This is a genomic window from Symbiobacterium turbinis, assembly GCF_055383075.1.
Genome location: NZ_AP042433.1, coordinates 2,968,969 through 2,989,284 on the forward strand (window position 1 = coordinate 2,968,969; position 20,316 = coordinate 2,989,284).

12 protein-coding genes and 1 pseudogene are annotated in these 20,316 nt (G+C 60.7%); 7 read left to right on the forward strand and 6 right to left on the reverse strand.

Translation table 11 applies throughout. The features are described from left to right. The first annotated feature begins 35 nt into the window (after positions 1–35). The 5 genes and pseudogenes from ACZ45O_RS14320 to ACZ45O_RS14340 form a co-directional block, all read left to right on the forward strand. On the forward strand, positions 36–1,304 hold the full coding sequence (locus ACZ45O_RS14320) for an HD domain-containing protein (protein ID WP_464853903.1): 1,269 nt from the start codon (positions 36–38) through the stop codon (positions 1,302–1,304). A gap of 211 nt (positions 1,305–1,515) precedes the next feature. Then, complete coding sequence (locus tag ACZ45O_RS14325) at positions 1,516–2,310, forward strand: NYN domain-containing protein (protein ID WP_464853905.1); 795 nt, start codon at positions 1,516–1,518, stop codon at positions 2,308–2,310. A 437-nt stretch (positions 2,311–2,747) separates the two neighbouring features. Continuing rightward, a complete protein-coding gene (locus ACZ45O_RS14330) occupies positions 2,748–6,257 on the forward strand; it encodes a hypothetical protein (protein WP_464853906.1) in 3,510 nt (1,169 codons plus the stop codon). Between the two features lie 810 nt (positions 6,258–7,067). Beyond that, entirely contained in the window at positions 7,068–10,418 is a 3,351-nt protein-coding gene (locus tag ACZ45O_RS14335; protein ID WP_464853907.1) for an S-layer homology domain-containing protein, read from the forward strand. Between the two features lie 554 nt (positions 10,419–10,972). Beyond that, positions 10,973–11,284: pseudogene (locus tag ACZ45O_RS14340) on the forward strand (helix-turn-helix domain-containing protein); the annotation flags it as partial. An 802-nt stretch (positions 11,285–12,086) separates the two neighbouring features. On the opposite strand, the gene ACZ45O_RS14345 reads toward ACZ45O_RS14340, so the two are convergent. Further along, positions 12,087–12,386 (reverse strand): ATP-binding protein, encoded by a 300-nt coding sequence (locus ACZ45O_RS14345; RefSeq protein ID WP_464853909.1) that lies wholly within the window; start codon positions 12,384–12,386, stop codon positions 12,087–12,089. Positions 12,387–12,723: 337 nt separating this feature from the next. Here ACZ45O_RS14345 and istA (ACZ45O_RS14350) point away from each other — a divergent pair, with 337 nt between their 5' ends. Both istA (ACZ45O_RS14350) and istB read left to right on the forward strand, forming a co-directional pair. Continuing rightward, positions 12,724–14,250: an IS21 family transposase gene (istA, locus tag ACZ45O_RS14350; protein ID WP_464853911.1), complete on the forward strand. Its 1,527-nt coding sequence runs from the start codon at positions 12,724–12,726 to the stop codon at positions 14,248–14,250. A 3-nt stretch (positions 14,251–14,253) separates the two neighbouring features. After that, positions 14,254–15,009 carry an IS21-like element helper ATPase IstB gene (gene istB / locus ACZ45O_RS14355; protein ID WP_464853912.1) on the forward strand — a complete coding sequence of 252 codons (756 nt, stop codon included), beginning with the start codon at positions 14,254–14,256 and terminating at the stop codon, positions 15,007–15,009. A 114-nt stretch (positions 15,010–15,123) separates the two neighbouring features. On the opposite strand, the gene ACZ45O_RS14360 is transcribed toward istB, so the two are convergent. The 5 genes from ACZ45O_RS14360 to ACZ45O_RS14380 all read right to left on the reverse strand — a co-directional run bounded on the left by ACZ45O_RS14360 (position 15,124) and on the right by ACZ45O_RS14380 (position 20,006). Continuing rightward, positions 15,124–15,534, reverse strand: a complete 411-nt coding sequence (locus tag ACZ45O_RS14360) for an ATP-binding protein (RefSeq protein WP_464853914.1) — start codon at positions 15,532–15,534, stop codon at positions 15,124–15,126. Beyond that, a complete protein-coding gene (gene istA, locus ACZ45O_RS14365) occupies positions 15,531–17,024 on the reverse strand; it encodes an IS21 family transposase (RefSeq protein ID WP_464857784.1) in 1,494 nt (497 codons plus the stop codon). The genes ACZ45O_RS14360 and istA (ACZ45O_RS14365) overlap by 4 nt, the downstream gene beginning before the upstream one ends. 127 nt (positions 17,025–17,151) lie before the next feature. Next, positions 17,152–17,922: an ExeA family protein gene (locus ACZ45O_RS14370; protein WP_464853916.1), complete on the reverse strand. Its 771-nt coding sequence runs from the start codon at positions 17,920–17,922 to the stop codon at positions 17,152–17,154. Beyond that, on the reverse strand, positions 17,923–19,311 hold the full coding sequence (locus ACZ45O_RS14375; protein ID WP_464853918.1) for a transposase: 1,389 nt from the start codon (positions 19,309–19,311) through the stop codon (positions 17,923–17,925). Positions 19,312–19,391: 80 nt separating this feature from the next. Then, positions 19,392–20,006 carry a DUF6431 domain-containing protein gene (locus ACZ45O_RS14380; protein WP_083765873.1) on the reverse strand — a complete coding sequence of 205 codons (615 nt, stop codon included), beginning with the start codon at positions 20,004–20,006 and terminating at the stop codon, positions 19,392–19,394. Positions 20,007–20,316 lie beyond the last annotated feature (310 nt).

Below are 20,316 nucleotides of genomic sequence, written 5' to 3' on the forward strand. Positions count from 1 at the left end.
CACGCCGGTCCGGTACGGTCAGGGGGTGGAGACCCGTGAAGGAGTACATCTTCCGCGATCCCATCCACGGCAACATTGCGGTGAACGACGAGACCATCTTCCGGCTCATCCAGAGCCCGGAGTTCCAGCGGCTCAGGCGCATCCGGCAGCTGGGCACCTCCTTCATCTCCTACCCCGGGGCGGAGCACACCCGGTTCGCCCACTCCCTGGGCGTCTACTATCTGATGGACCGCGTGCTGCGCCACCTGGTGGAGCACGGGGTGGAGATCGATGAAGATGAGCGGGCGATGGCCTGCGCGGCCGCCCTGCTGCACGACATCGGCCACGGCCCGTTCTCCCACCTGTTCGAGAAGGTGACCGGCGTGAGGCATGAGGAGTGGGTGGCCCGCATCATCACCAGCCCCGATTCCAGCGTTTCCCACATCCTGGCGGACAGGAATCGGGCATGGCCGGCGCGAATTGCCTCTTTCATAAGCGGATCCTGGGAAGGGCGGCCGTTCCTGAAGGAGCTGATCGCCAGCCAGTTGGACGTGGACCGCATGGACTACCTGCTGCGGGACAGCCGCATGTGCGGCGTCACCTACGGCCAGTTCGACCTGGAGCGGCTGATTCAGACCATCACCGTGGTGGAGGGCCACATCGCCCTCACCGACAAGGGCATCACCTCCGCCGAGGAGTTCCTGCTGGCCCGCTATTTTATGTACTGGAACGTGTACTTCCACAAGGCGACCCGGTCCAGCGAGGTGCTGCTGGAACTGGCCCTGCGCCGGGCGATCGCCCTGCTGCGCGGGGGCGGGCGGGAGGCCCTGGGCTTCCTGCCGCCCGCCCTGGAGCCGGTCCTGGCCGGGCGGGAGCTCACCCTGGCCCAGTACGTGGCCCTCGACGAGACCGATGTGCTCTACGCCATCAAGCGCTGGACGGCGGCCCCCGATCCGGTGCTGGCCGATCTGAGCGGCCGCTTCCTGCACCGGCGGATCTTCGCCGGCATCCGGCTGGAAGGCGGCCTCACGGCCGGGCAGGAAGAGGCGGTGCGGCGCGCCCTGCGGGCCGCCGGCTTCGACCCCGACTACTACTACCAGATCGACCGGGCGGCCAGCGCCACCTACCAGTACTACGTGACCCGCGACGCGGGTCCCACGCCCATCAAGATCCTGCTTTCGTGGACCGACCCGCCCCAGTTGCGGGAGGTGACCGTGGTCTCCAGGGTCCTGCGGGGCATCGCCACCGAGCCGGTCAGCCGCAGCTTCCTGTTCGTGCCGCGCGAGGCGGCCGAGGCGGTGCGCGAGGCTCTGGCCAAAAGTTGAATACTACCAGTTCTCCGATCCGGAGGCGAGTGAGCGGTGATCGCCTGAAGAGAGATTCATGCGGGTTGGAGGCTATGCCGGGGAAACCGGGCGGACGTGCCTTTGTGGCACCCACCGCCCGGTTTTCGTATGCTGGCCAGTAACCCGAGGTATGGAAGGGGCGTTGGCGGCCAAAGCTAGGATGTAGGGTGAGTAATGAGGAGGGACCCAGTTGAGATCGGTCATCTTTATGGATTACGAGAATATCTACTGGAGCATGAAGCAGCAGTACGGCGTGGCACCCGACCTGGACCGCCTGATCAACGGCCTGCGGGAGATGGGGGAGCGCGGCAGCGGGCAGGTCTGCCTGATGCACGCCTACGCGGACTTCGACCACGAGGAGTTCCGGGGGCTGATGAGCGACCTGCAGCGGCGCAGCGTGGAGCCCCGGCACGTGTTCTCCAAGAACTACGAGGACGGCACCCGGAAGAACGCCGCGGACATCGAGATGAGCCTGGACGCCCTGGAGATGATGTACACACGGTCCGACATCGACACGTTCGTGCTGGTCTGCGGCGACCGTGACATGATTCAGGTGATACGCAAGCTCAGGGCCCGGGGCAAGCAGGTGCACGTGGTGGCCGTGGAAAAGACGATGAGCAAGGACGTGATGTCCTTCGTCAACCAGTTCACCACCATCGAGACCTTGCTGGGCATGCTGCCCCCGGCGATGTACGACATGGAGATGATGATCCGCAAACTCGACAGCGCCGAGTGCGGCAAGCCGTTCGTGGGGCTGAAGTACTTCCTGCGCATCCTGGCCGGGTCGGACATCGTGGACCGCAAGACGTACGAGCTGGTGAACCAGGCGATCTCCGAGGGCATCATCGACACGTACAAGGTGCCGAACCCGAAGGACGAGCTGTTCCCCACCACGGCCTGCAAGCTGAACCGGGAGCACGAGGTGGTCAAGCGGGTGCTGGGGGGCCAGTCGCAGAAGGGCCAGCCCGGCACGGTCACGGCATAGGATACGGAAAGGCGAACACCGCCCGCAGCGGGCGGTGTTTTCGCGCGCCAGCGATTGACAGCGCGCTTTCGCGCGATTTCGGGGAACAAATCGGCCCGTCCAGCGTCTATCTGTGTGCGACCGCAAAACGGGGGGAGAAAACCCCGCGAGTTCCCGGGAACATTCCCACGGGTCGCGTCGTCTGTAAACCTGTGTGACCCGGTCCTGGGAGCAGCCCCAACAGGTGGCAGCGAGACGCCCAAACTCTCCTAACCGGCGCGCGAGAAGGAATTGCGCCCGCCGGAACGAAGTAGTTTAGACGGCGGCAGACAGATTTCGCTGCCAGGGCTCCGAAGGGTATAGGGCACGACCGAACAAGTTTACAAAGCTTCCTCATGTTCACCGCTCATGAGGAAGGTAGCTTTAGGACCTAAAGATACGAAGGAGGCTACCGAAGAATGGGCTTGATGAAGAAGCTGACGTCCGCAGTCGTGGCGTCCAGCCTCGTTCTCGGCCTGGTGGGCACTTCGTTTGCCGCTGAAGCCACGGCAGACGATGTCCAGGCTGCGTTCGCAAGGCTGAACCACTACGGCGTCGCGGAGGGCATCCTGCGCGAGGATGGCACCAAGGATCCCGCGCTGGATGAGAACCTGACTCGTGCCCAGATCGTGGCCATGATCGTCAAGGCCTTCGGTCAGAAGGAGAACGCCGAGATGCTCGCCGGCGCTGAGACCTTCGCCGATGTGCCGACCGGCCACTGGGCGTCGGGCTACATCGCGATCGCTAAGAACATCGCTGCCCGGCACGGCAACACCATCGGCTATCCCGATGGCACCTTCGGCCCGGAGAACGAGGTTACCGCCATTGAGGCCCTGGGCTTCGTCCTGAAGTTCCTCGGCGTTCAGGTCAGCGGCGGTGACGACTGGGTCGCCAACATGATCGCTGCGGCCAAGGACGCCGGCGTGATCACCGACGCCGACGAGGAGAAGTACCTGGCCAACCCGAACGAGCCCGCCACCCGTGGTCTGGCCTTCGCTCTGGCTGACTCCATCTTCTACAACTACAACGGCCTGGATGGCAAGTCCGTCTACACCAAGTACCTCGACACCGAGGCCCCGGCCGTTGAGCTCGATGCCGCCCCCGCCACCACCGAGAAGGCGAACATCGAGATCACCGGTAAGGTCAGCGGCGACTACCGCGAGGTGTACGTTGGTTCCGACGCCATCACCGTTGCTGAGGATGGCACCTTCTCCGCCCAGGTTGCCCTGGAGGTTGGCACCAACGTCATCGAGGTCAGCGCTAAGGACTGGGCTGGCAACGTCGGCACCGACTCGGTCACCGTCGAGCGTGTCCCCGGCGATGCTGCCAAGGTCCAGATCGTCGCTCCTGAGGGCCCCGTGGTTGCTGGTTCCACCATCGACCTGCCCGTCCTGGTTGTTGACGCCGAGGGCGCCGACACCGGTCTGACCGACGTCACGGTCGACGCTGGCGAGGCCGGCACCTGGGCCGAGGGCAAGCTGACCGCCGCCACCAAGGCTGGCAAGTACACCATCACCGCTTCCTACGAGGGCCTCGAGCCTGCCACCCTCGACATCGAGATCGTGGCTGGTCCGCTGGCCGGCGTTCAGGCTGAGACCAAGTCTGTCGCTCCTGGCACCGCGGTCAAGCTGATCGCTGTTGACCAGTACGGCAACCCCGTCGGCGAGGCCACCTTCGCTAAGGCTGAGGACTACGCCAACGTCTTTGTCGAGGGCGACCAGTTCATCGCCACCAAGCCTGGCACTTACAAGGTTGTTGCCACCAAGGGCGAGGGCGAGGAAGCCGAGACCGCTGAGGGCGAAATCTCCGTGTTCGGCGAGCATGCCAGCTTCGACATCGTCATCGAGGATGAGCTGGTTGCTAACGGCGCTACGGAGTATGAGGTCAAGGTTGTCGCCGTTGACAAGGACGGCAACGCTGTCACTGACTTTGCGGGCACCGTGACCCTCGAGACCAATTTCGTTGAGGCCCAGTCCAAGGACGCTGAGGATGGCGTCGCCGTCTTCAAGGTGAAGGTTGACGAGGGCATGGCGGGTCTCGAGGCGGAGTTCACGGCCCGGTACCAGCCGGAGGACGACGACGCTGAGGCTATCGAGGCTACTGAGAGCTTCGAGGTGAAGGCTCAGGTTGGCACGTCCCTGAAGCTGGAAGGGCATGAGTTCCTGGCCATCAACGACCCCGCATTCAGTGGCACTGTCACCATTCTCGACCAGGTCGGCGAGGAGCTTGTGTTTGGTGAAGATCATGAGATCACCCTTACCATCACTGGTCCTGCCTACTTCGCCGAGAATGACGAGAAGGAGCTGACCATCGAGCTTTCTGGTGGGTCTGCGTCCTTCGAACTGAAGCCGGTGGATCGCTACACCGATGGCCTGGTGACCATTACGGCTACTTCTGAGGGCCTGACCAGCGGCACCCTGGAGGTTAAGGCCGTCTACGCCCTCGATCCGAAGGACATCGAGATCGAGCCCGTCAGCAAGGACGCGGTGAAGGCTGCGCAGACGGAGAAGCCGTTCGAGTTCAAGATCATCCTGACTGATAAGAACGGTGTCCCCGTTACCGCTGACGACGACTACCCGATGACCATCGAGTTCGACAGCGATTCTGCCGATAAGCAGCTCACTGTCAACGCGGTGGACAGCGATAACGGCTCCGTCCTGCAAGACGCGAAGCCCAGCGATGGCAAGGTCACGTTGACCTTCCCGAAGGACAAGGCACACGTCCTGGTTAAGGTGACCGCTGAGAAGCTGACTGGTGATGTGAAGTTCACCGTTACCGAGAACCATAATTCCCTCGATCTCGGTAAGGCCAGCGGCACCGTCTCCTTCAAGGCCGGCGACCCGGTTCAGCTCGCCTTCGAGAAGGATGAGCTGAACGTGCTCTCCAACACCGAGAACACGCTGACCATCTCCCTGCAGGACAACGCGGGTAACAAGGTTGCCAAGTCTGGCGTCGAGGTTACCATTGAGGCCGCCGATGAGGCCACCTACGCCAAGCCTGGCTATGTGAAGCTCGGCGACAAGAAGCCTGGCGAGGGCCTGAAGGTCAAGACTGACGACGAGGGCAAGGTGACCGTCCCGATCACCCTCCTGCCGTACGTCAATAACAACGAGACGGCTAAGATCGTTGCCAAGGCTGACGGTTACGCTTCTGATGAAGCCTTCGTGACTGTGCGGGCGTCGGTGTCCAAGACCATCAGCGTCACGACGTACGTCTACACCGACAAGTGGGAGCGGGCGTCTAGCTTCAACGCTGGTGACGTCGTGTTCGTCCGGGCCGTTGTCACTGACAACAACGGGATTACGGTCACCGATCCGGACTTTGCTGGTCGCCTCAGCCTCAGCGGCGTTAAGCTGACAGAGGTCGGCGACGGCGAGGCTAGGAGCGGTGAAACCCTGGCCGACTTCCAGTGGGGCGGCAATCTCTCCAGCTTCGATGTTGAGGATCTTGATGGCACCACCAAGACCGTCGACATCGCTCCGGTTGATGAGTTCGTAACTGCGTTCGTTGCCCGCAAGGCCGGCAGCTTCAGCATCAAGGTTGCCGACGACACTGCCGCCACCAAGGTGGAGCGGAGCCGTGGCATCAGCGTGAAGGCTGGCGCCCCCGTTGGGCTGGCTTACGTTGGTGACAAGGTGACGTTCAAGGAGAACGAGCCCGTCAAGGTCGTCCTGAACGTCGTTGACGTCGCCGGCAACAAGGTCAGCACCTCGGCGGTCAAGGACACGACCGGTGTCGAGATCGAGGGTGTCAAGTTCGAGGTCGAGCTGAAGGACGGCAAGGGCATGCTGCGTGAGAGCGCTACCGGCCTCGACAACGCGAAGCTGCAGATTACGATCGAGAAGTCGGTTGCCAGCTACACCATCTACGTCGTTGCTGGTGACGAAGACGTGACCACTGAGGACCTGGTCATCACCAAGGTTAACTAACCCGTAATCCAGGTCTGGGATCGTAGCTACAGGGAGGGCGAAGCATGGTGCTTCGCCCTCCCTGTCTGTATAGGTAGGCGACTTGTGGGTACAGGCACGTTCTTGTGGGGTACTTGTGATATACAGACGGATTTCTTGCAGTCGGGGACCCGAGTGCGTGGGCCAGCATGCACGGGTCACTTTTCGCGGATGACAGTCTCTATTTCCTGGCTTGCTGGAATTGGTGTCAACCGTTGAGGAGAGTCAGATTGAGTTGCGGACTCTTGCGACGCCTTACGACGGTGGATCTGACGGAAGGCAACGGAAAGGTCATGATGCGGGGCAATAAAGGAGATTCGTCAGGGAGTAAGCGTGTCCGCAAGACAACATGAGCAAATAGACGACCTGTACGCGTATCGTCGGTGGCGCTAACAATGGTCAGTACAGCAGAGATTGTGGGATGCATAAATGACTGCCAAGTGAAGTTGTAGTTAGTTGGATCAGGACGTGGGAGGGATTCGCTGGGGAAACCTCGAAGACGGCTATACATCTGTAGTGCAGACGAGTGATTGCAACTTTAGGTACGGAAAACCCGTGTGGTTGGAAAGACACACAAATATGGCGGCACTTTGGTCTGAGGGCTGCTGATCTGTGGTGTATGTATCTGTAACTTCTTATCAGAACGCTATCTGCTAACTAAGAGTTGTGACGGTGATGATGCTCTGGAACCCATGAAAGGGTCTCCTCGTCTAACTAAAAGAGGGCCTAGGGTTATTCTCGCCCACGCTTTCGGATGCGGCCAAAACATGTCATGAGGGAGGCTATCGGTTAATGGGTTGGACAAAGAGGTTGACCTCGGTCACCGTGGCTTTGTGCCTTGTCCTTACGATGATAGGTACGAGCCTTGCGGCACCAACACCGGTCGAGGCGAATGCCGCTTACGACCGCCTAGAGCACTTTGGGATCGTTCAGGGCGTTCTCATGCCCGATGGAACGACGAGCCGCGCACTAGACATGACCCTGACCCGTGCTCAGTTGGTCACCATTATTGTTCGTGCCTTCGGCGAAGAGGAGACCGCTCGGATCTTGCAGGGAGCGACTACCTTTCCTGATGTTCCGGGATCTCACTGGTCATCCGGCTATGTGGCTGTCGCACAGAACATTGCCGCTCAGCACGGCTTTCCGCTGGGGTATCCTGACGGTTCTTTTCAGCCTGAACGAACCGTCACTGTGATTGAGGCGCTGACCTTCGTGATGAAGTTCCTCGGCGTGCAGGTGGGTACCGGCGACGACTGGGTCAATCAGACGATTAACTCCGCAGTCACCAACGGGGTTATCACCGCCGACCAAGCTTCTGAGTATCGCAGTGAAGCCAACGTCCAGGCTACCCGAGGCATGGCTTTCGCCATGGCCGATAGCATCTTCTATAACTACGCGGGCTTTGACGGAAAATCGGTTTATCAGCAGTATCATGACAATGTGGCCCCGGTCGTCACGCTCGACCCGCTCCCCGCGAACACCAGCGAAGCGAGCATTACGGTCACCGGTACGGTGAGCTCCGATGCTGACAAGTTGTTTGTCGGTCCTGACCAGGCTGCCGTTGGGAGTGACGGCAGGTTCAGCGTCCAGGTGAGCTTGGAGCCTGGTGTCAACGAGATTGAGGTGACAGTAACTGACAAGGCCGGCAACGTAGGCACTGCCAAGGCCACCGTGTCCCGCGGTTCTGGCGTGGCCTCTAAGATTGTCGCTTCCTTGCCGGATCGTAATGTGAAGGCCGGCGAAACAGTTCCTCTGGAAGTCAAGATCGTCGACGACGCTGGTATTGACACCGGCCTCACTGGGTGGGAGGTCACAGTTGGCGGGGACATCGGCACGTATGAGGACGGCAAGTTCACTGCAGGTGGTAAGCTCGGTCGTGGGACCATTACCGTCACGTACGGCGAACTGAGGGACACGATCAACGTTACGATCGTGGCCGGCGATGTTGCAAAGGTTGAGGCAGAAACCTCGTCCGTGGCGCCAGGAACATCCGTAAGACTCTATGCTACCGATGCCTTTGGCAACCGCATCTCGGGTGCCGTCTTCAGCAAGGATCATCCTGACGTGTTTATCGATGGCGACCGCTTCATTGCAACCAAGCCGGGTCAGTATACGGTTACCGCGACCAAGGACGGTAAGACCGGGACCGGAGTGATCTCGGTCTATGGTGAGCACAAGACGTTTACCATTGAAGCCCCGGAACAGCTCGTAGCAAATGAGTCTGCAGAGTACACCATCAACGTTTATGCCGCTGACGAGGATGGCAATTGGGTCCGTGAGTTTGAAGGGCTCGTAACACTGGAGACCAACGTTGATATTGTCGGCGCCTCAACTGTGGAGGCAAAGAATGGTGTGGCCACGTTCAGGGTCCGCATCCCGTACGGCATGGACGGTCTGGATGCCGAGTTTACGGCCTACTACGAGGACGGCGATGAAGTCATCGAGGGTCACGCAGCAATTGAGATTGCTAGCCAGGTGGCAGCGGCCCTCGAGTTCGACACCCCGAAGTACCTGGCCATCAACCAGCCGGCCTTTGAGGGTAATCTCCGCATCCTGGATCAGGGCGGCAGCCCTATCGAGTGGGGCGACGTTTACGAGGTCACGCTGACGATCAGTGGTCCGGCCTATTTTGCTGAGAACGGTGCCAAGGAACTGAGGGTGGACATCTCTGGCAGTATGCCCTTCGAGTTGATCCCGGTAGACAGGTATACCGAGGGAACGATTACCCTGCGGGCGACTGCACCGGGCCTGAAGAGTGCCAGCGCTACCGTTGAAGCTGTTTATGCGATGGCACCGCGCACCTTGAAGTGGCAAGCCGTTTCGGAGGAGTCGGCTCTCGTGGGAGAAGATGAAGACGGGTACGAGTTCCGCCTGGGACTTGAAGACAGGAATGGCGTGCCCGTGCAGGCAGATCAGGATCTTACGGTAACCCTCACGTTTGACATCGCTGACCCTGCTGATAAGCTGATCGTCTCCTACCAGGACAAGGACGGCCTCTGGACTGAAGTCGGCTACTATTCATGGGATGGCAAGCGGGTGCAGGTTCCGTTCGAAGACGGCCAGCGCTACCTTCCCATTCGGGTCCAGTCAAAGGTGACCGGAAACATTAAGGTAACCGCGGCAGCCAGCGGCCTGACAAGTGCGTCTGGGACAGTAGCTTTCGCTGCGGGTGATCCTGTAAAGATCACGTTTGACAAGCCTGCCTTTGACCTGCTGGCCAATACCGAGTACGTCATTACGGCACAGCTGCGTGATAACAATGATAACCCCGTGGCCAAGTCTGGAATTAAGGTGACGTTCTCTTCCGACAAGCCCGAGTACACCCGCCTGAACGGGACCTACAACAAGGACTACACGACTACGACCGACGCTCAGGGGCGTGCCAGCGTTCGCGTGTATCTCCTGAACTACTCGAACGAGTTCACGTTGACGGCAACTGCTGACCTGGGTGACGACGATTGGAGCGAAGAAGTCGATCTGAATATCGTACCTTCCGTTGCACGCACCATCACAGTCGAAACTTGGGTCGACGGTAAGAATCGTGTCACCTTTGAAGCTGGGCAGCCGGTAGAGGTGCGTGTTAAGGTTACCGACAACCATGGCGTGAAGTGGGCTGACAACCAGTTTGCTGACCGGTTGGTACTCAGTGGCATCGATGGTGATGAACCGGAGAATGTGACATTCTCGTGGGATCCAGATGGCTACTTCGTGACCACCATCAGCATCGACGAAGTCGGTAGCTACACGCTGGTCGTCTCCGATGGTAACGTAATTAATGGCGCTCAGGGACGGCGCAACGTTACGGTGGTTGGCGGCGAGCCCGTTGGAGTCTCTTATGTTGGCAGTGATCTGAGCTACAAGAAGGGCGATCCGACCGAGATCACGCTTGTCCCCGTGGATGCAGCGGGCAACAGAGCAGGCAGTACGTTTGACAACCCAGTGGACTTTACGGTTCGTGTTGTCGACGGCGATGGGCAGATTCGGGCAACGCGAGATGGGGTTGGATATGAGTCCCGGGATTTCACCTTCCGTGCGAAGACCTCGTCGATGCGGATCTGGTTCATCTCGGATTCGGACAGCATCACCCTTGAGTTTTCATCACCGGGGCGCGACTTCACAGTGACGTTTACAGCAAAGGACTAACTGCAACTAAACGCAGCTGGGGGCGAAGCATAGCTTCGTCCCCAGCCTCGCTGTTGGGGGCAACGGTGTAGCGCTGGGAAAGACCGACGAGGCTCTCTATCGACCCACTTCCGACCAGGTCTAGCATGGCGGAAAGATTGCTTGTGAGATCATCCGCAAGCTTGGGGTTATGTCGCCCGGACTTGGCAGGGAGCCTCTGCGGGCGTGGTTGGGGGCCTGTTATCGGCCAGTCCCCCGAAATGGGGGCGGCTCTGGCGGGTGAGCCTACCACGCCTGCTTCTCCCGGTAAAGTCCGGGAGTTCGCTCCTAAACTGGTAACAGCCGGAGCTCAGCTGCATGTGTTTAATAACGTAAAGCTGAGCCATTCAGGCCGGTTTTGATCACATAAAGGTGAGCAGCCTCAAACGTCCAAACCTGCAAACTGGGATGTGCAGGCATTTTTGTAAGTGCCGGGCTTATGACCCAGTAGAGCCGGAAAAGAATTGACCCACCCCTGAGCGAATAGAGCACTTCATTCGACGTCCTGCAAGATGACGAAGGAGTGCTCAAGAAAGATGCTCAGAGGTGGATCTGTCTTGAAGTTACATGAGCTCAGAGCCCAAGGCAAGAGTATACGCGAGATTGCCCGGATCACCGGCCATTCCCGGAACACGGTGAGGAAGTATCTCCGAAACCGCGAGTTGCCGGCTCCGAAGCCCCGGCCACGTAGACCCTCCAAGCTAGATCCCTACTTGGACGAGCTCCACTACTGGATGGACGAGGGCATCTTCAACTGCGAAGTGCTTCTGGAAAAGCTTCAAGCCAAGGGCTACACCGGCAGTCGCACCATTCTCAAGGACTACGTCAAGCGTTTCCGCCCGCCCCGCTGTTACTGGCCACTTTAAAATCAGCATAAGTGGCCAACAAAATCCCGCACCGATCTGGAAATAAGAATGCCCATCCACATCGCACGTCGAATTCTGGAAGTGCCAACTACCCAGAACGACAGCGAGGGATGGGACACTTGAAAACGGTGGGGATTTTGGTGGAGATCAAACGCTTGGCTGCTGAGGTGTTGTTGCCCGCGCTATTTGGCAGTGACTTGACGGGCGACAGTGTCGTTCGTCAACTGACGCGTTGGTTTGTCGCCAGGATCGGGGGCGACCGGCAAGCCGGTCGCCCCTGCTGAGCCTAGAACAGTGTAGCTTGTACAGTTCCGGATGCGACTCGTTTTCTTGGGCTGCGGTGAATCCGTGCCGTCCTGCGGCACTCCGTGAGTGCCTGGCGGCTCCTGGTGAGGAATGCACGAAGATCTCGGGCGCTGGCGAACTCCAGCTCGACAGCACCAGCCGTTCCATCCGGAGCACGAGTACGTAACGTGGGTGCGTCCGGCAGTCCGGCTCACAATCGAAGTAGACCTCAACCGTAAACTGAGGCAGCACGGTCACTCGCAGTGAGGCCAGCACGAGTCATCCCCCCATTACCACGGGCTGCTGCCCTTGGCGGTCTGCAGATCCTGCAGCTCAAAGAGAACCCGGTCGACATTGGCCTCATCCACAAATGTGTTTGATCAAGAGATTGGGAGCCACTTTGATCATCCAAAAGTGAGCCACCTGACAGCCCTACAGGGCTGTTTTTGCTTCCATTGCGGTTTCCAGTTGGCGGGTTGCCAGTTTATACCTGCGGGGCTTACGGTGTTTCCGGGTGGTGCTTCAAAGCTTCCTGCCGTCGAAGGGTCTCACGGAACCGGTACGACTCCCCATTCATCTCGATGATGTGGGCCTTGTGAGTCACACGGTCTGCCAACGCTGCTGTCATCTTCTCGTCCCCGAACACCTGCGGCCATTCCGAGAATTCCAGGTTCGTCGTGATGATCAGGCTGCCCCGCTCGTACCGTGCGGCGACAAAGTGGAAGAGCAGTTCACTGGCCGGGCGGCTGAGGGACACATAGCCAAGCTCGTCCAGCACGACGAGGTCGAACCGTAGCACTGCTTTTCGAGGCGGCTGAGGCGGTGCTCGTTCTGCGCCTCCTGCAGTTCGGCAACGAACTGGCCCACGCGCCAGAAGCGAACGCGGTAGCCCTGCTGCGTATTCCGGACGGATTCGACCACTCATTCCGGTCGAATCCGTCCACCTATTACGGATGAAATCGACCACCGTTTGCGGGGATAGTCGACCGCCCATTCCGGCCCAAATCGACCGGCTCGAATCCTAGAGCGAAGCGGCATGGTCGACCATTACAGGGTTTTGCCGGCTCCTCCCGAATTGTGGATAACATCTCCACACGAGAGGACGTGGGCAAGCCTTGGCAAATCGGAGGTTGTCGATGCGCAAGATCAGAGAGATCCTTCGCTTGAAGTGGGAGGTCGGGCTCTCCGCCCGGCAGATTGCCCGGAGCCTCTCGATCTCGCACAGCACCGTGCTGGACATGCTTCAGCGGTTTGAATGCTCCGGCCTTTCCTGGCCGCTGCCGAACATCGACGACGCAGAACTTGAGGCCAAGCTTTACCCAGGAAACCCCCAAGGGCTAGTAGAGCGGCCCTTGCCAGACATGGCCTACATCCACCGGGAACTGGCCCGAAAAGGGGTTACCCTGCAGCTCCTGTGGTGGGAATATAAGCAGAATCATCCAGATGGGCTGCAGTACAGCCAGTTCTGCCAGCGATACCGGCAGTGGCGTTCCAAGCTCGATGTCGTTCTCCGGCAACCGCATCGGGCAGGTGAGCAGATGCAGGTGGATTTCGCCGGCGATACCGTGCCCATTCATGACCGCGAGACGGGAGAGGTTTGGCAGGCTCCGATCTTTGTTGCCGTTCTGCCGGCCAGCAATTACACCTTTGCCAAGGCCTATCCGGCTCAGGACCTGCGTTCCTGGATCAAAGCCCACTGCGACGCCCTGGAGTTCTTCGGTGGCGTTCCAGAGATCATCGTGCCGGACAATCCGAAGGCCGGCGTCACCCGCGCTTGCCGCTACGAACCGGATCTCAACCCGGCTTATCAGGAAATGGCGGCCCATTACGGCGCTGCGGTCATTCCGGCAAGACCCCGCAGCCCCAGGGATAAGGCGAAAGTCGAAAACGCGGTCCTGGTGGTGGAGCGCTGGATTCTTGCCGCCCTGCGGAACCACACCTTTTTCAGTCTTCACGACGCGAACCGGGCAATTCGAGAGGCCGTGGCCAGACTCAACGACCGACCGTTCCAAAAACTCGAAGGAACGCGCCGGAGCCTGTACGAAACGCTGGACAAGCCGGCGTTGCGCCCTTTACCGCCGCAGCGTTATGAGTTTGCTGAGTGGCGGAAAGCCAAGGTCAATCTCGACTACCATGTCGAGGTCGACCGCAACTACTACAGTGTCCCGTACCCGTTGGTTGGGGAGACGGTGGATATCCGCCTCACGGACGGCCTGGTGGAAATCTTGCACCGGGGAAAACGAGTAGCCTGCCATCCACGGGCGACCGGCCGTGGACGGTCCGTCACCCAGATTCAGCACATGCCAGCCTCCCACCGCCGGCATCGGGAATGGACCCCGTCCAAGTTGCGGCGTTGGGCGGAATCGGTCGGACCCCACACGGCGCAGTTGGTGGTGACGATCCTGGAGGAGAAGCCGCATCCGGAGCAGGGCTTCCGGTCGTGCCTTGGCATCATCCACCTGGCCAGGAAGTATGGCTCCGACCGTCTCGAAGCGGCCGCCGCCCGGGCATGTGCGGCCCGGACGTTCAGCTACAGCAGTGTGAAGTCCATCCTGGCCCATAACCTGGATCAAGCGCCGCTGCCTGGCCCGCCGGACAACCAAGCCACTCCGGTGCATCCCAATCTGCGGGGCCCCGACTATTACGCAGGGGGAGGGCCGTAACGAATGCCCTTGCAGACGACGATTGAAAGGCTTCGGGAAATGCGGCTTCGCGGCATGGCTGACGCCCTGGTGCGCCAACAGCAGCAACCTGAACTCCAGTCCCTGTCGTTCGAGGAACGTCTGGAACTCCTCGTGGATCAGGAATGGCTCGACCGGCAAAACCGGCGCCTGGCTCGGCTTCTCAAAGAGGCGAAATTCCGCGTGGCCGCATGCATGGAAGATGTTGACTACCAGCATCCGCGCGGCCTGGACCGAACCGTCATGCGGAGCCTCGCCGCATGCCAGTGGGTCGAGTACGGCCAGCACATCCTGATTGCTGGACCCACCGGTGTGGGGAAAACGTTTCTCGCGTGCGCTCTGGGCAACGCCGCCTGCCGGCACGGCTACACCGTTCGCTACTACCGGGTGCCGCGACTCCTTGCCGAGCTGGCTACCGCGCGGGTTGACGGCTCCCTTCGCCGCATCCTCAACACCCTGGCCCGGACCGATGTACTGATCCTGGACGACTGGGGTCTCGCTCCCATCTCTGTGGCGGAATCCCGAGACCTTCTTGAAGTCATCGATGATCGTACACAGGCACGGTCGACAGTGATTGCCTCGCAGTTGCCGGTCGAAACGTGGCACAGTGTGATCGGCGACGCTACCGTAGCCGATGCGATCCTGGACCGCCTGGTACATGGTGCGCACAAACTGAACCTGAAGGGGGAATCCATGCGGAAGATAGCGAACCTCCAGACATCCGAGTTAACCATGGGCTAGCGCTGCCCAGCCATCGCCACTTCGCTCCATCCCCTCAGTGCCACCGCGCTGGCCGGATGAAATCGGAAACGGCGGTCGACTTGGATCAGAACCGGTGGTCGGCTTGAACCGGAATCACTGGTCGATTTGACCGGAATACGCACCCTGCCGGCACGCTGCGATGCCGAGTGCTGTAGCTAGGTGAGTCTTACCTGTCCCGCTGTTTCCAACAAGGAGGATGTTTTCCCGATCCCGGATGTATTCACTCTTGCTCAGCGCCAGGATCTTGGCCTTGTTCACGGACGGCATGACCGTGAAGTCGAAGGACTCCAGTGTTTTGGGAACAGGGAAGCCGGCGGCCTTGAGACGGCGCTGGAGTTGGTTGTCTTCCCGATGGATCACCTCCTGTTCCATGAGCGCTTGTAGGTACTCCTCAAATGTCTTGTTGTGCTCTGCTGCATCCCGCGCCAGCTCCTTGTACAGCCGCCGGACTGTGGGGAGTTTCAGGCGCTTCAGGTAGTAGTCCAGCAGGAGTTCCTGGCTCAATGCACCACACCCCCTTTCAGGAGCCGGTTGTACTCGGCCAGTGAGGGTTGCTGGACCCGAATGCCGGCCAGTTCCCCGGCGGTGGAGGTCGATGCCTCGGCTCCAAGATCCGGCTGAACAGCAAGGAGTTGCTTGACAGCCGTGTAGCAAGCCGTTCGCTGGGCCAGGGCCAGCTCCAGAGCGGTACTTACCTCTGAAACCGAATAGGCGCGGTGCAGCATAAGGATCTCGATGAACTCCCGGTCACTGCGGCCCTGCGCCTGCATCTCGGCCCGGAACTGGTGGTAAACGGGCGGAAGCTGCGCCATCCGGTAGGGCTTCGCCTGCTCTAGCGCCCCTGGCTTTACGTGAAGGAGTTCCAGGTAGTGGTCCAGATCGAGGATCTCCCGGTTGCGCTCGTAGCAACGGAGATGACTGGCAATCTTCTCCTGCCCGGCGTAAATGTCGATCCGGTCCCAGTAGACCCGCACTTGCAGTGGCCGGTTCGCATACTGAACCGGTACGGAGTAGCGGCAGGTCTCGAACGTCACGCAGGACACCTTGTTGCTGGAAACCAGCGCCACCTTGCAGCAATCGAATGGCCGGGCAGGGAGAGGGCGCAGGTACTTCTTCTCCTCCTCCCAGCGCTCCAGGATGGACTGCGTCGAGCCCTGGGGGATACGCCTGGCATACTCCAGGCACCGCTGCCACAGAATGGCGTTAAGTTCGTCCCAGGTTCTGGCTTCCCGGTGTGGCCCGACGATGTAACGCTGGGCGAGACCGACCAGATTCTCTACCGAGCCTTTCTCGTTACCGGAAGCCGGATTGCAGAAGTTGCTGTCGATGAGGTAGTGGGTGCGGAAGCTCAGGAAGGCATCCTGCTCTTCCCGGTTGCGGCCTTCCAGGATTCGTTTCACCGCCTGCTTCAGGTTGTCCAGGGTCATACGGCGGGGAACTCCGCTCAAGCGCTCCAGCGCCCGCCGGAGGCCGTCGAACATGGCTTCCTGCCGCTGAGTCGGATACGCAATCACAACCGGCATGCCGCTCCAACGTAAGCGGACACACAGGATCTGGACTGTGACTTCTGCACCGTCGAGGACCACTACCGCCTCACCCCAATCCACCTCGATGCTCTCACCGGGGTCGTGGGCGAGGGGGATGAAGGCCGGCTGCACTCGCTTCAGCTTCCGGATCTTGGCGATGTAACGCCGGACGGTAGGTTCGCTGCCCTGGTAGCCCAGGGCAACCAGGTCCTCGTAGATAGTCCTTCCGGTCCACCGTTGTTTGCGGGGCAAAATCTCGTTTTCCGCGAGTCGCCGCTCGATCTCTGCCTGAAACTCCGGGGTCAGCACCACGGGCTGAGCCGGCTTCTGCCGCTGGTAGCGCGGCACTTTAGTCAGCTGTGCGTATTTAGCGACTGTTTTCCGAGAGATTCCGAGCGCCTTCGCCACCTGTCGCTGCGATTTCCCTTCCACATGAAGGAGCCATCTGATACGCTCAACATGAGCCATCTCGATCTTCAATCCTTTCACCCCTGCAAACTGGAAATGCGGTACATCCCAGTTTACAGGTTTGGAAGATTGAGGTGGCTCACTTTTACGTGATCAAATGGCCCCCAAATGGCTCCCTTTTAGGTTATCAAACACACACAAAGCGCTGTTCACGGGAGCAGGCGTCCAGCAGGCAATTGGTGCAGAGTGTGTTAATGACCCGGGGAAGCCCGCGGGACTCGGCGGCGATCTTCTGCAGCGCCTGTTCCGAGAAGATGTCGTGGTCGACGCCCGCCCTGCGCAGGTGGTGCCGAATGTAGGCGACGCTCTCTTCCTCGCTCAGCGGCCCCAGATGGTACCGCACCTGAACGCGCTGGGCGATGGCTTCGAAGGTGCGCAGGCGGAGTATGCCGCGCAGTTCGGACTGGCCCACCAGCAGAAAGGTCATGGGACAGGCCGAATCCAGGTGGAAGTTGAGCAGGAACCGCACTTCCTGCAGCATGGCGTGCGGCAGCAGATGGGCCTCGTCCAAGACGATGACGGGCTGCAGCCCGTGCAGCCGGTAGCCGTCCAGGATGGTCTGCTCAAACAGCCGGCGGGCCTCTCGGCTCAGGAAGTGGTAGGGTGCGGCGACACCGAGCTGGGTGAGCACGTCGCGGTAAAAGGCCGTGGGCGTGAGCTTGGAGTCGGCAATGTAGACAAACGGATTCCGGCTGCGATCCAGCAGGTCGTAGAGGGTACGGATCGCAGTGGTCTTGCCGGATCCCACCTCACCGGTGATGAGGCCGAACGCCCGGTGGCGCACGCAGTACTGGAGCCTGGCCAGCAGCTCCTGGTGCTGTGCACACGGAAACAGGTCGGTGGTCGGGATCTCCTTGCTGAAGGGCAGGACGCGAAAGCCAAAGAACGCGGCCAGCACTCAGTTCTGGCCCCCCTTCGGTTGCGTCAGCCGGGTGTAGGCGGTCTCACCCAGCCGCCTCCGCCTTTCGGTGTCATGCTGCTTCTTGGCCAGCGTGAGGAAGTTCAGGCCGGTCTTCGGTGCAGCTGCAGCTGGTTCGGCTGCGGGGGATACCGACCGGTGCCGGGTACGGTGCAGCTTTAGCGGGACGGCGTCGGCAAAGCGCTTCCCCTCGTGCCAGACCTGGATCTGGCTGAGGTCGTACGGGTCGTAGCGAAGCGTGACCTTCCGGCGGGCCAGGGCCGGGTCGACCTCGTATTGGTTGCGATAGAGCGAAAAGCAGCCCGTCTGGTCCACCACGCGCTCCTCCTCCCAGAGGAAGACCTCACGGAGTGCACTGGGGTCAATTCGCCGCAGCGGCTCCGTGTCGCCCTCAAACCGCTGCCGCGGCGTCTGCTTGGTCACGCCGTGCACCCGGTTGTGGTACGCCACCTCCAGCCAGGCCCAGAACAGCTCGTTGAGCTGCTCCAGGGTCGCAAGCTGGCCGGCGGCGATGAGTTGCTGTGCCTCCGGCAGAAAGCTCTTCTGTACGGTAAGGAAGAAACGCTCGATCTTCCCTCGCCCCTGCGGTCGATATGGCCGGGAATGGGTGAGGCGGATGCCCAGCCGGCCGCAGATGCGCGCCAGGTGCCGGGCGGAATAGATCGCCCCGTTGTCCACGTAGATACGCCGGGGGAGACCGTAGCGCAGGATGGTGCGTTTCAGGCAGTCCTCCAGGCGGGGCAGTTTCTCCTCCCAGTACATCTGCCCGTAGACGATGCGGCTGTAGTCGTCGATGAAGGCGATGAGGTAGACCTTACGGGTCTTGCCGGGCCTGTCCGGATGCGGCAGGTTCAGGAGATGACACACGTCGCCCTGCCAGCAGTCGTTGCGGTGGGCCGCTTCAAAGCGCCGGAAGGTCGCCCTGCGCTTGCGGCTAAGCATAGCCTTGCGGCTGTAGCCCGCCCGCACCAGATGCTGCGACAGGGTGGATCGCCGGAGCAGCCCCGGCGGAACTACGCCGGCTTTCTCCAGGGTGTCAATGATCTGCTGCACGCTGCGCTCCGGCACTTCCCGCCTGGCAGCGATGGCGTGCTCCAGAATCTCCGGTGTGATGACACGGCCCTTGCGGGCGTCGTCCCGCACCTTGGGTTTCAGCCCGTCGAAGCCGGCCTGCCGGTAGGCGGCGATCCAACGCTCCAAGGTGCGAACGCTGACCCGGGTCTTGTCGCTGTGCGGAATCTGGTGGTGCTGGCGGGCGATTTGCTGCAGAATCCGCCGCCGTTCGAGCCGGGTCACATCCTCCGCCACAACCGGTGCGATGAGCTGCCACCGAAAAGCGGCAATCTCGTCGCGCTGCTGTTCGTCCATGGTGAGTCCCTCCCTTGCCAGGTTGGCGCCATTGTGGCACGCCAGCCTGCGGGAAGGCGACGGACAGACTCTGTGGTGTGCTAGAGGGAAGCCGTGCCTTCACCCAGCCGGTTCAGCGCAGCAAACACTCCGCCGTGTTCCTCCGGCCGCCGCCCCATCTGACGGCGGTACCAGTCCCCCACATCCAGCAGGAAGTGGAGCGCGGCGTCCGGACCTTCCCGCCGGGGGGTGAGGGCATCGAGGTCTGTGTCCGGCCAGAAGCGCAGAACCCGTTCGGCAAGGTACTGGCTCCACTCTCCGGCCAGCGCTCTCGCCCTGACAAGCCAGCGTCTGAGCGTCTTTTCCGAGAGCCAGCTGACCGTCGGGCTGCTCAGTCGCCGGGCCAGGGTGCTCCAGGGCAGCCCCCGCCGCACCCGCCCGCGAACCACGGCTTCTCGCACCAGCGTGATGAATCGGGCGTACGGTTTCAGAAAGTCAGGCAAGATGGCGCACGTCTTACGGCACCCTGGACACCACCAGCGGTAAATCGGGATGTACGCCTTCTGGTGCGCAGTAAAGACCCAGCGCCAGTACCGCCCATGCCGCCGCATTCGACCACCGCAGCCTGGGCAGTGCAGGGGCAGGTCCGGCCCGCAAGTGCCATATTTGCGAAGATAGGTCTGGACGTTCTGGCCCAGGGGAAGTAAGATACACATACACAGGTGCACTCCGCCCTGTGGGGAGAGCCTGCCCAGGTGGATCGCCAAGTCACAGGCCTGGGCAGGCTCTCATATTTGTCCCCTGTCGTACCAAAACGGAGAGGACAGCCCCTCTCCTGATGATTATATCTTCAATATTCTCTGTCCTGCACAAGCGCACGATGTTCAGCACATGTTGACAAATAATCCGGGCAACAACAGATGGTCTGGCCAGTCCACCGCTGCTTTCGCGGGAGCGTCTCGTTTTCGGCCAGAAGTCCTTCAATCTCCCGTTGAAACTCCGGCGTGAGCACCCGAGCAGGGACTG

Coding starts and splice junctions, on each gene's coding strand:
- istA (WP_464853911.1), top strand. CDS start 12,724: ATGCGCAAGATCAGAGAGATCCTTCGCTTGAAGTGGGAGGTCGGGCTC.
- ACZ45O_RS14330 (WP_464853906.1), top strand. CDS start 2,748: ATGGGCTTGATGAAGAAGCTGACGTCCGCAGTCGTGGCGTCCAGCCTC.
- ACZ45O_RS14375 (WP_464853918.1), bottom strand. CDS start 19,311: ATGGACGAACAGCAGCGCGACGAGATTGCCGCTTTTCGGTGGCAGCTC.
- istB (WP_464853912.1), top strand. CDS start 14,254: ATGCCCTTGCAGACGACGATTGAAAGGCTTCGGGAAATGCGGCTTCGC.
- ACZ45O_RS14380 (WP_083765873.1), bottom strand. CDS start 20,006: ATGTGTATCTTACTTCCCCTGGGCCAGAACGTCCAGACCTATCTTCGC.
- ACZ45O_RS14335 (WP_464853907.1), top strand. CDS start 7,068: ATGGGTTGGACAAAGAGGTTGACCTCGGTCACCGTGGCTTTGTGCCTT.
- istA (WP_464857784.1), bottom strand. CDS start 17,024: ATGGCTCATGTTGAGCGTATCAGATGGCTCCTTCATGTGGAAGGGAAA.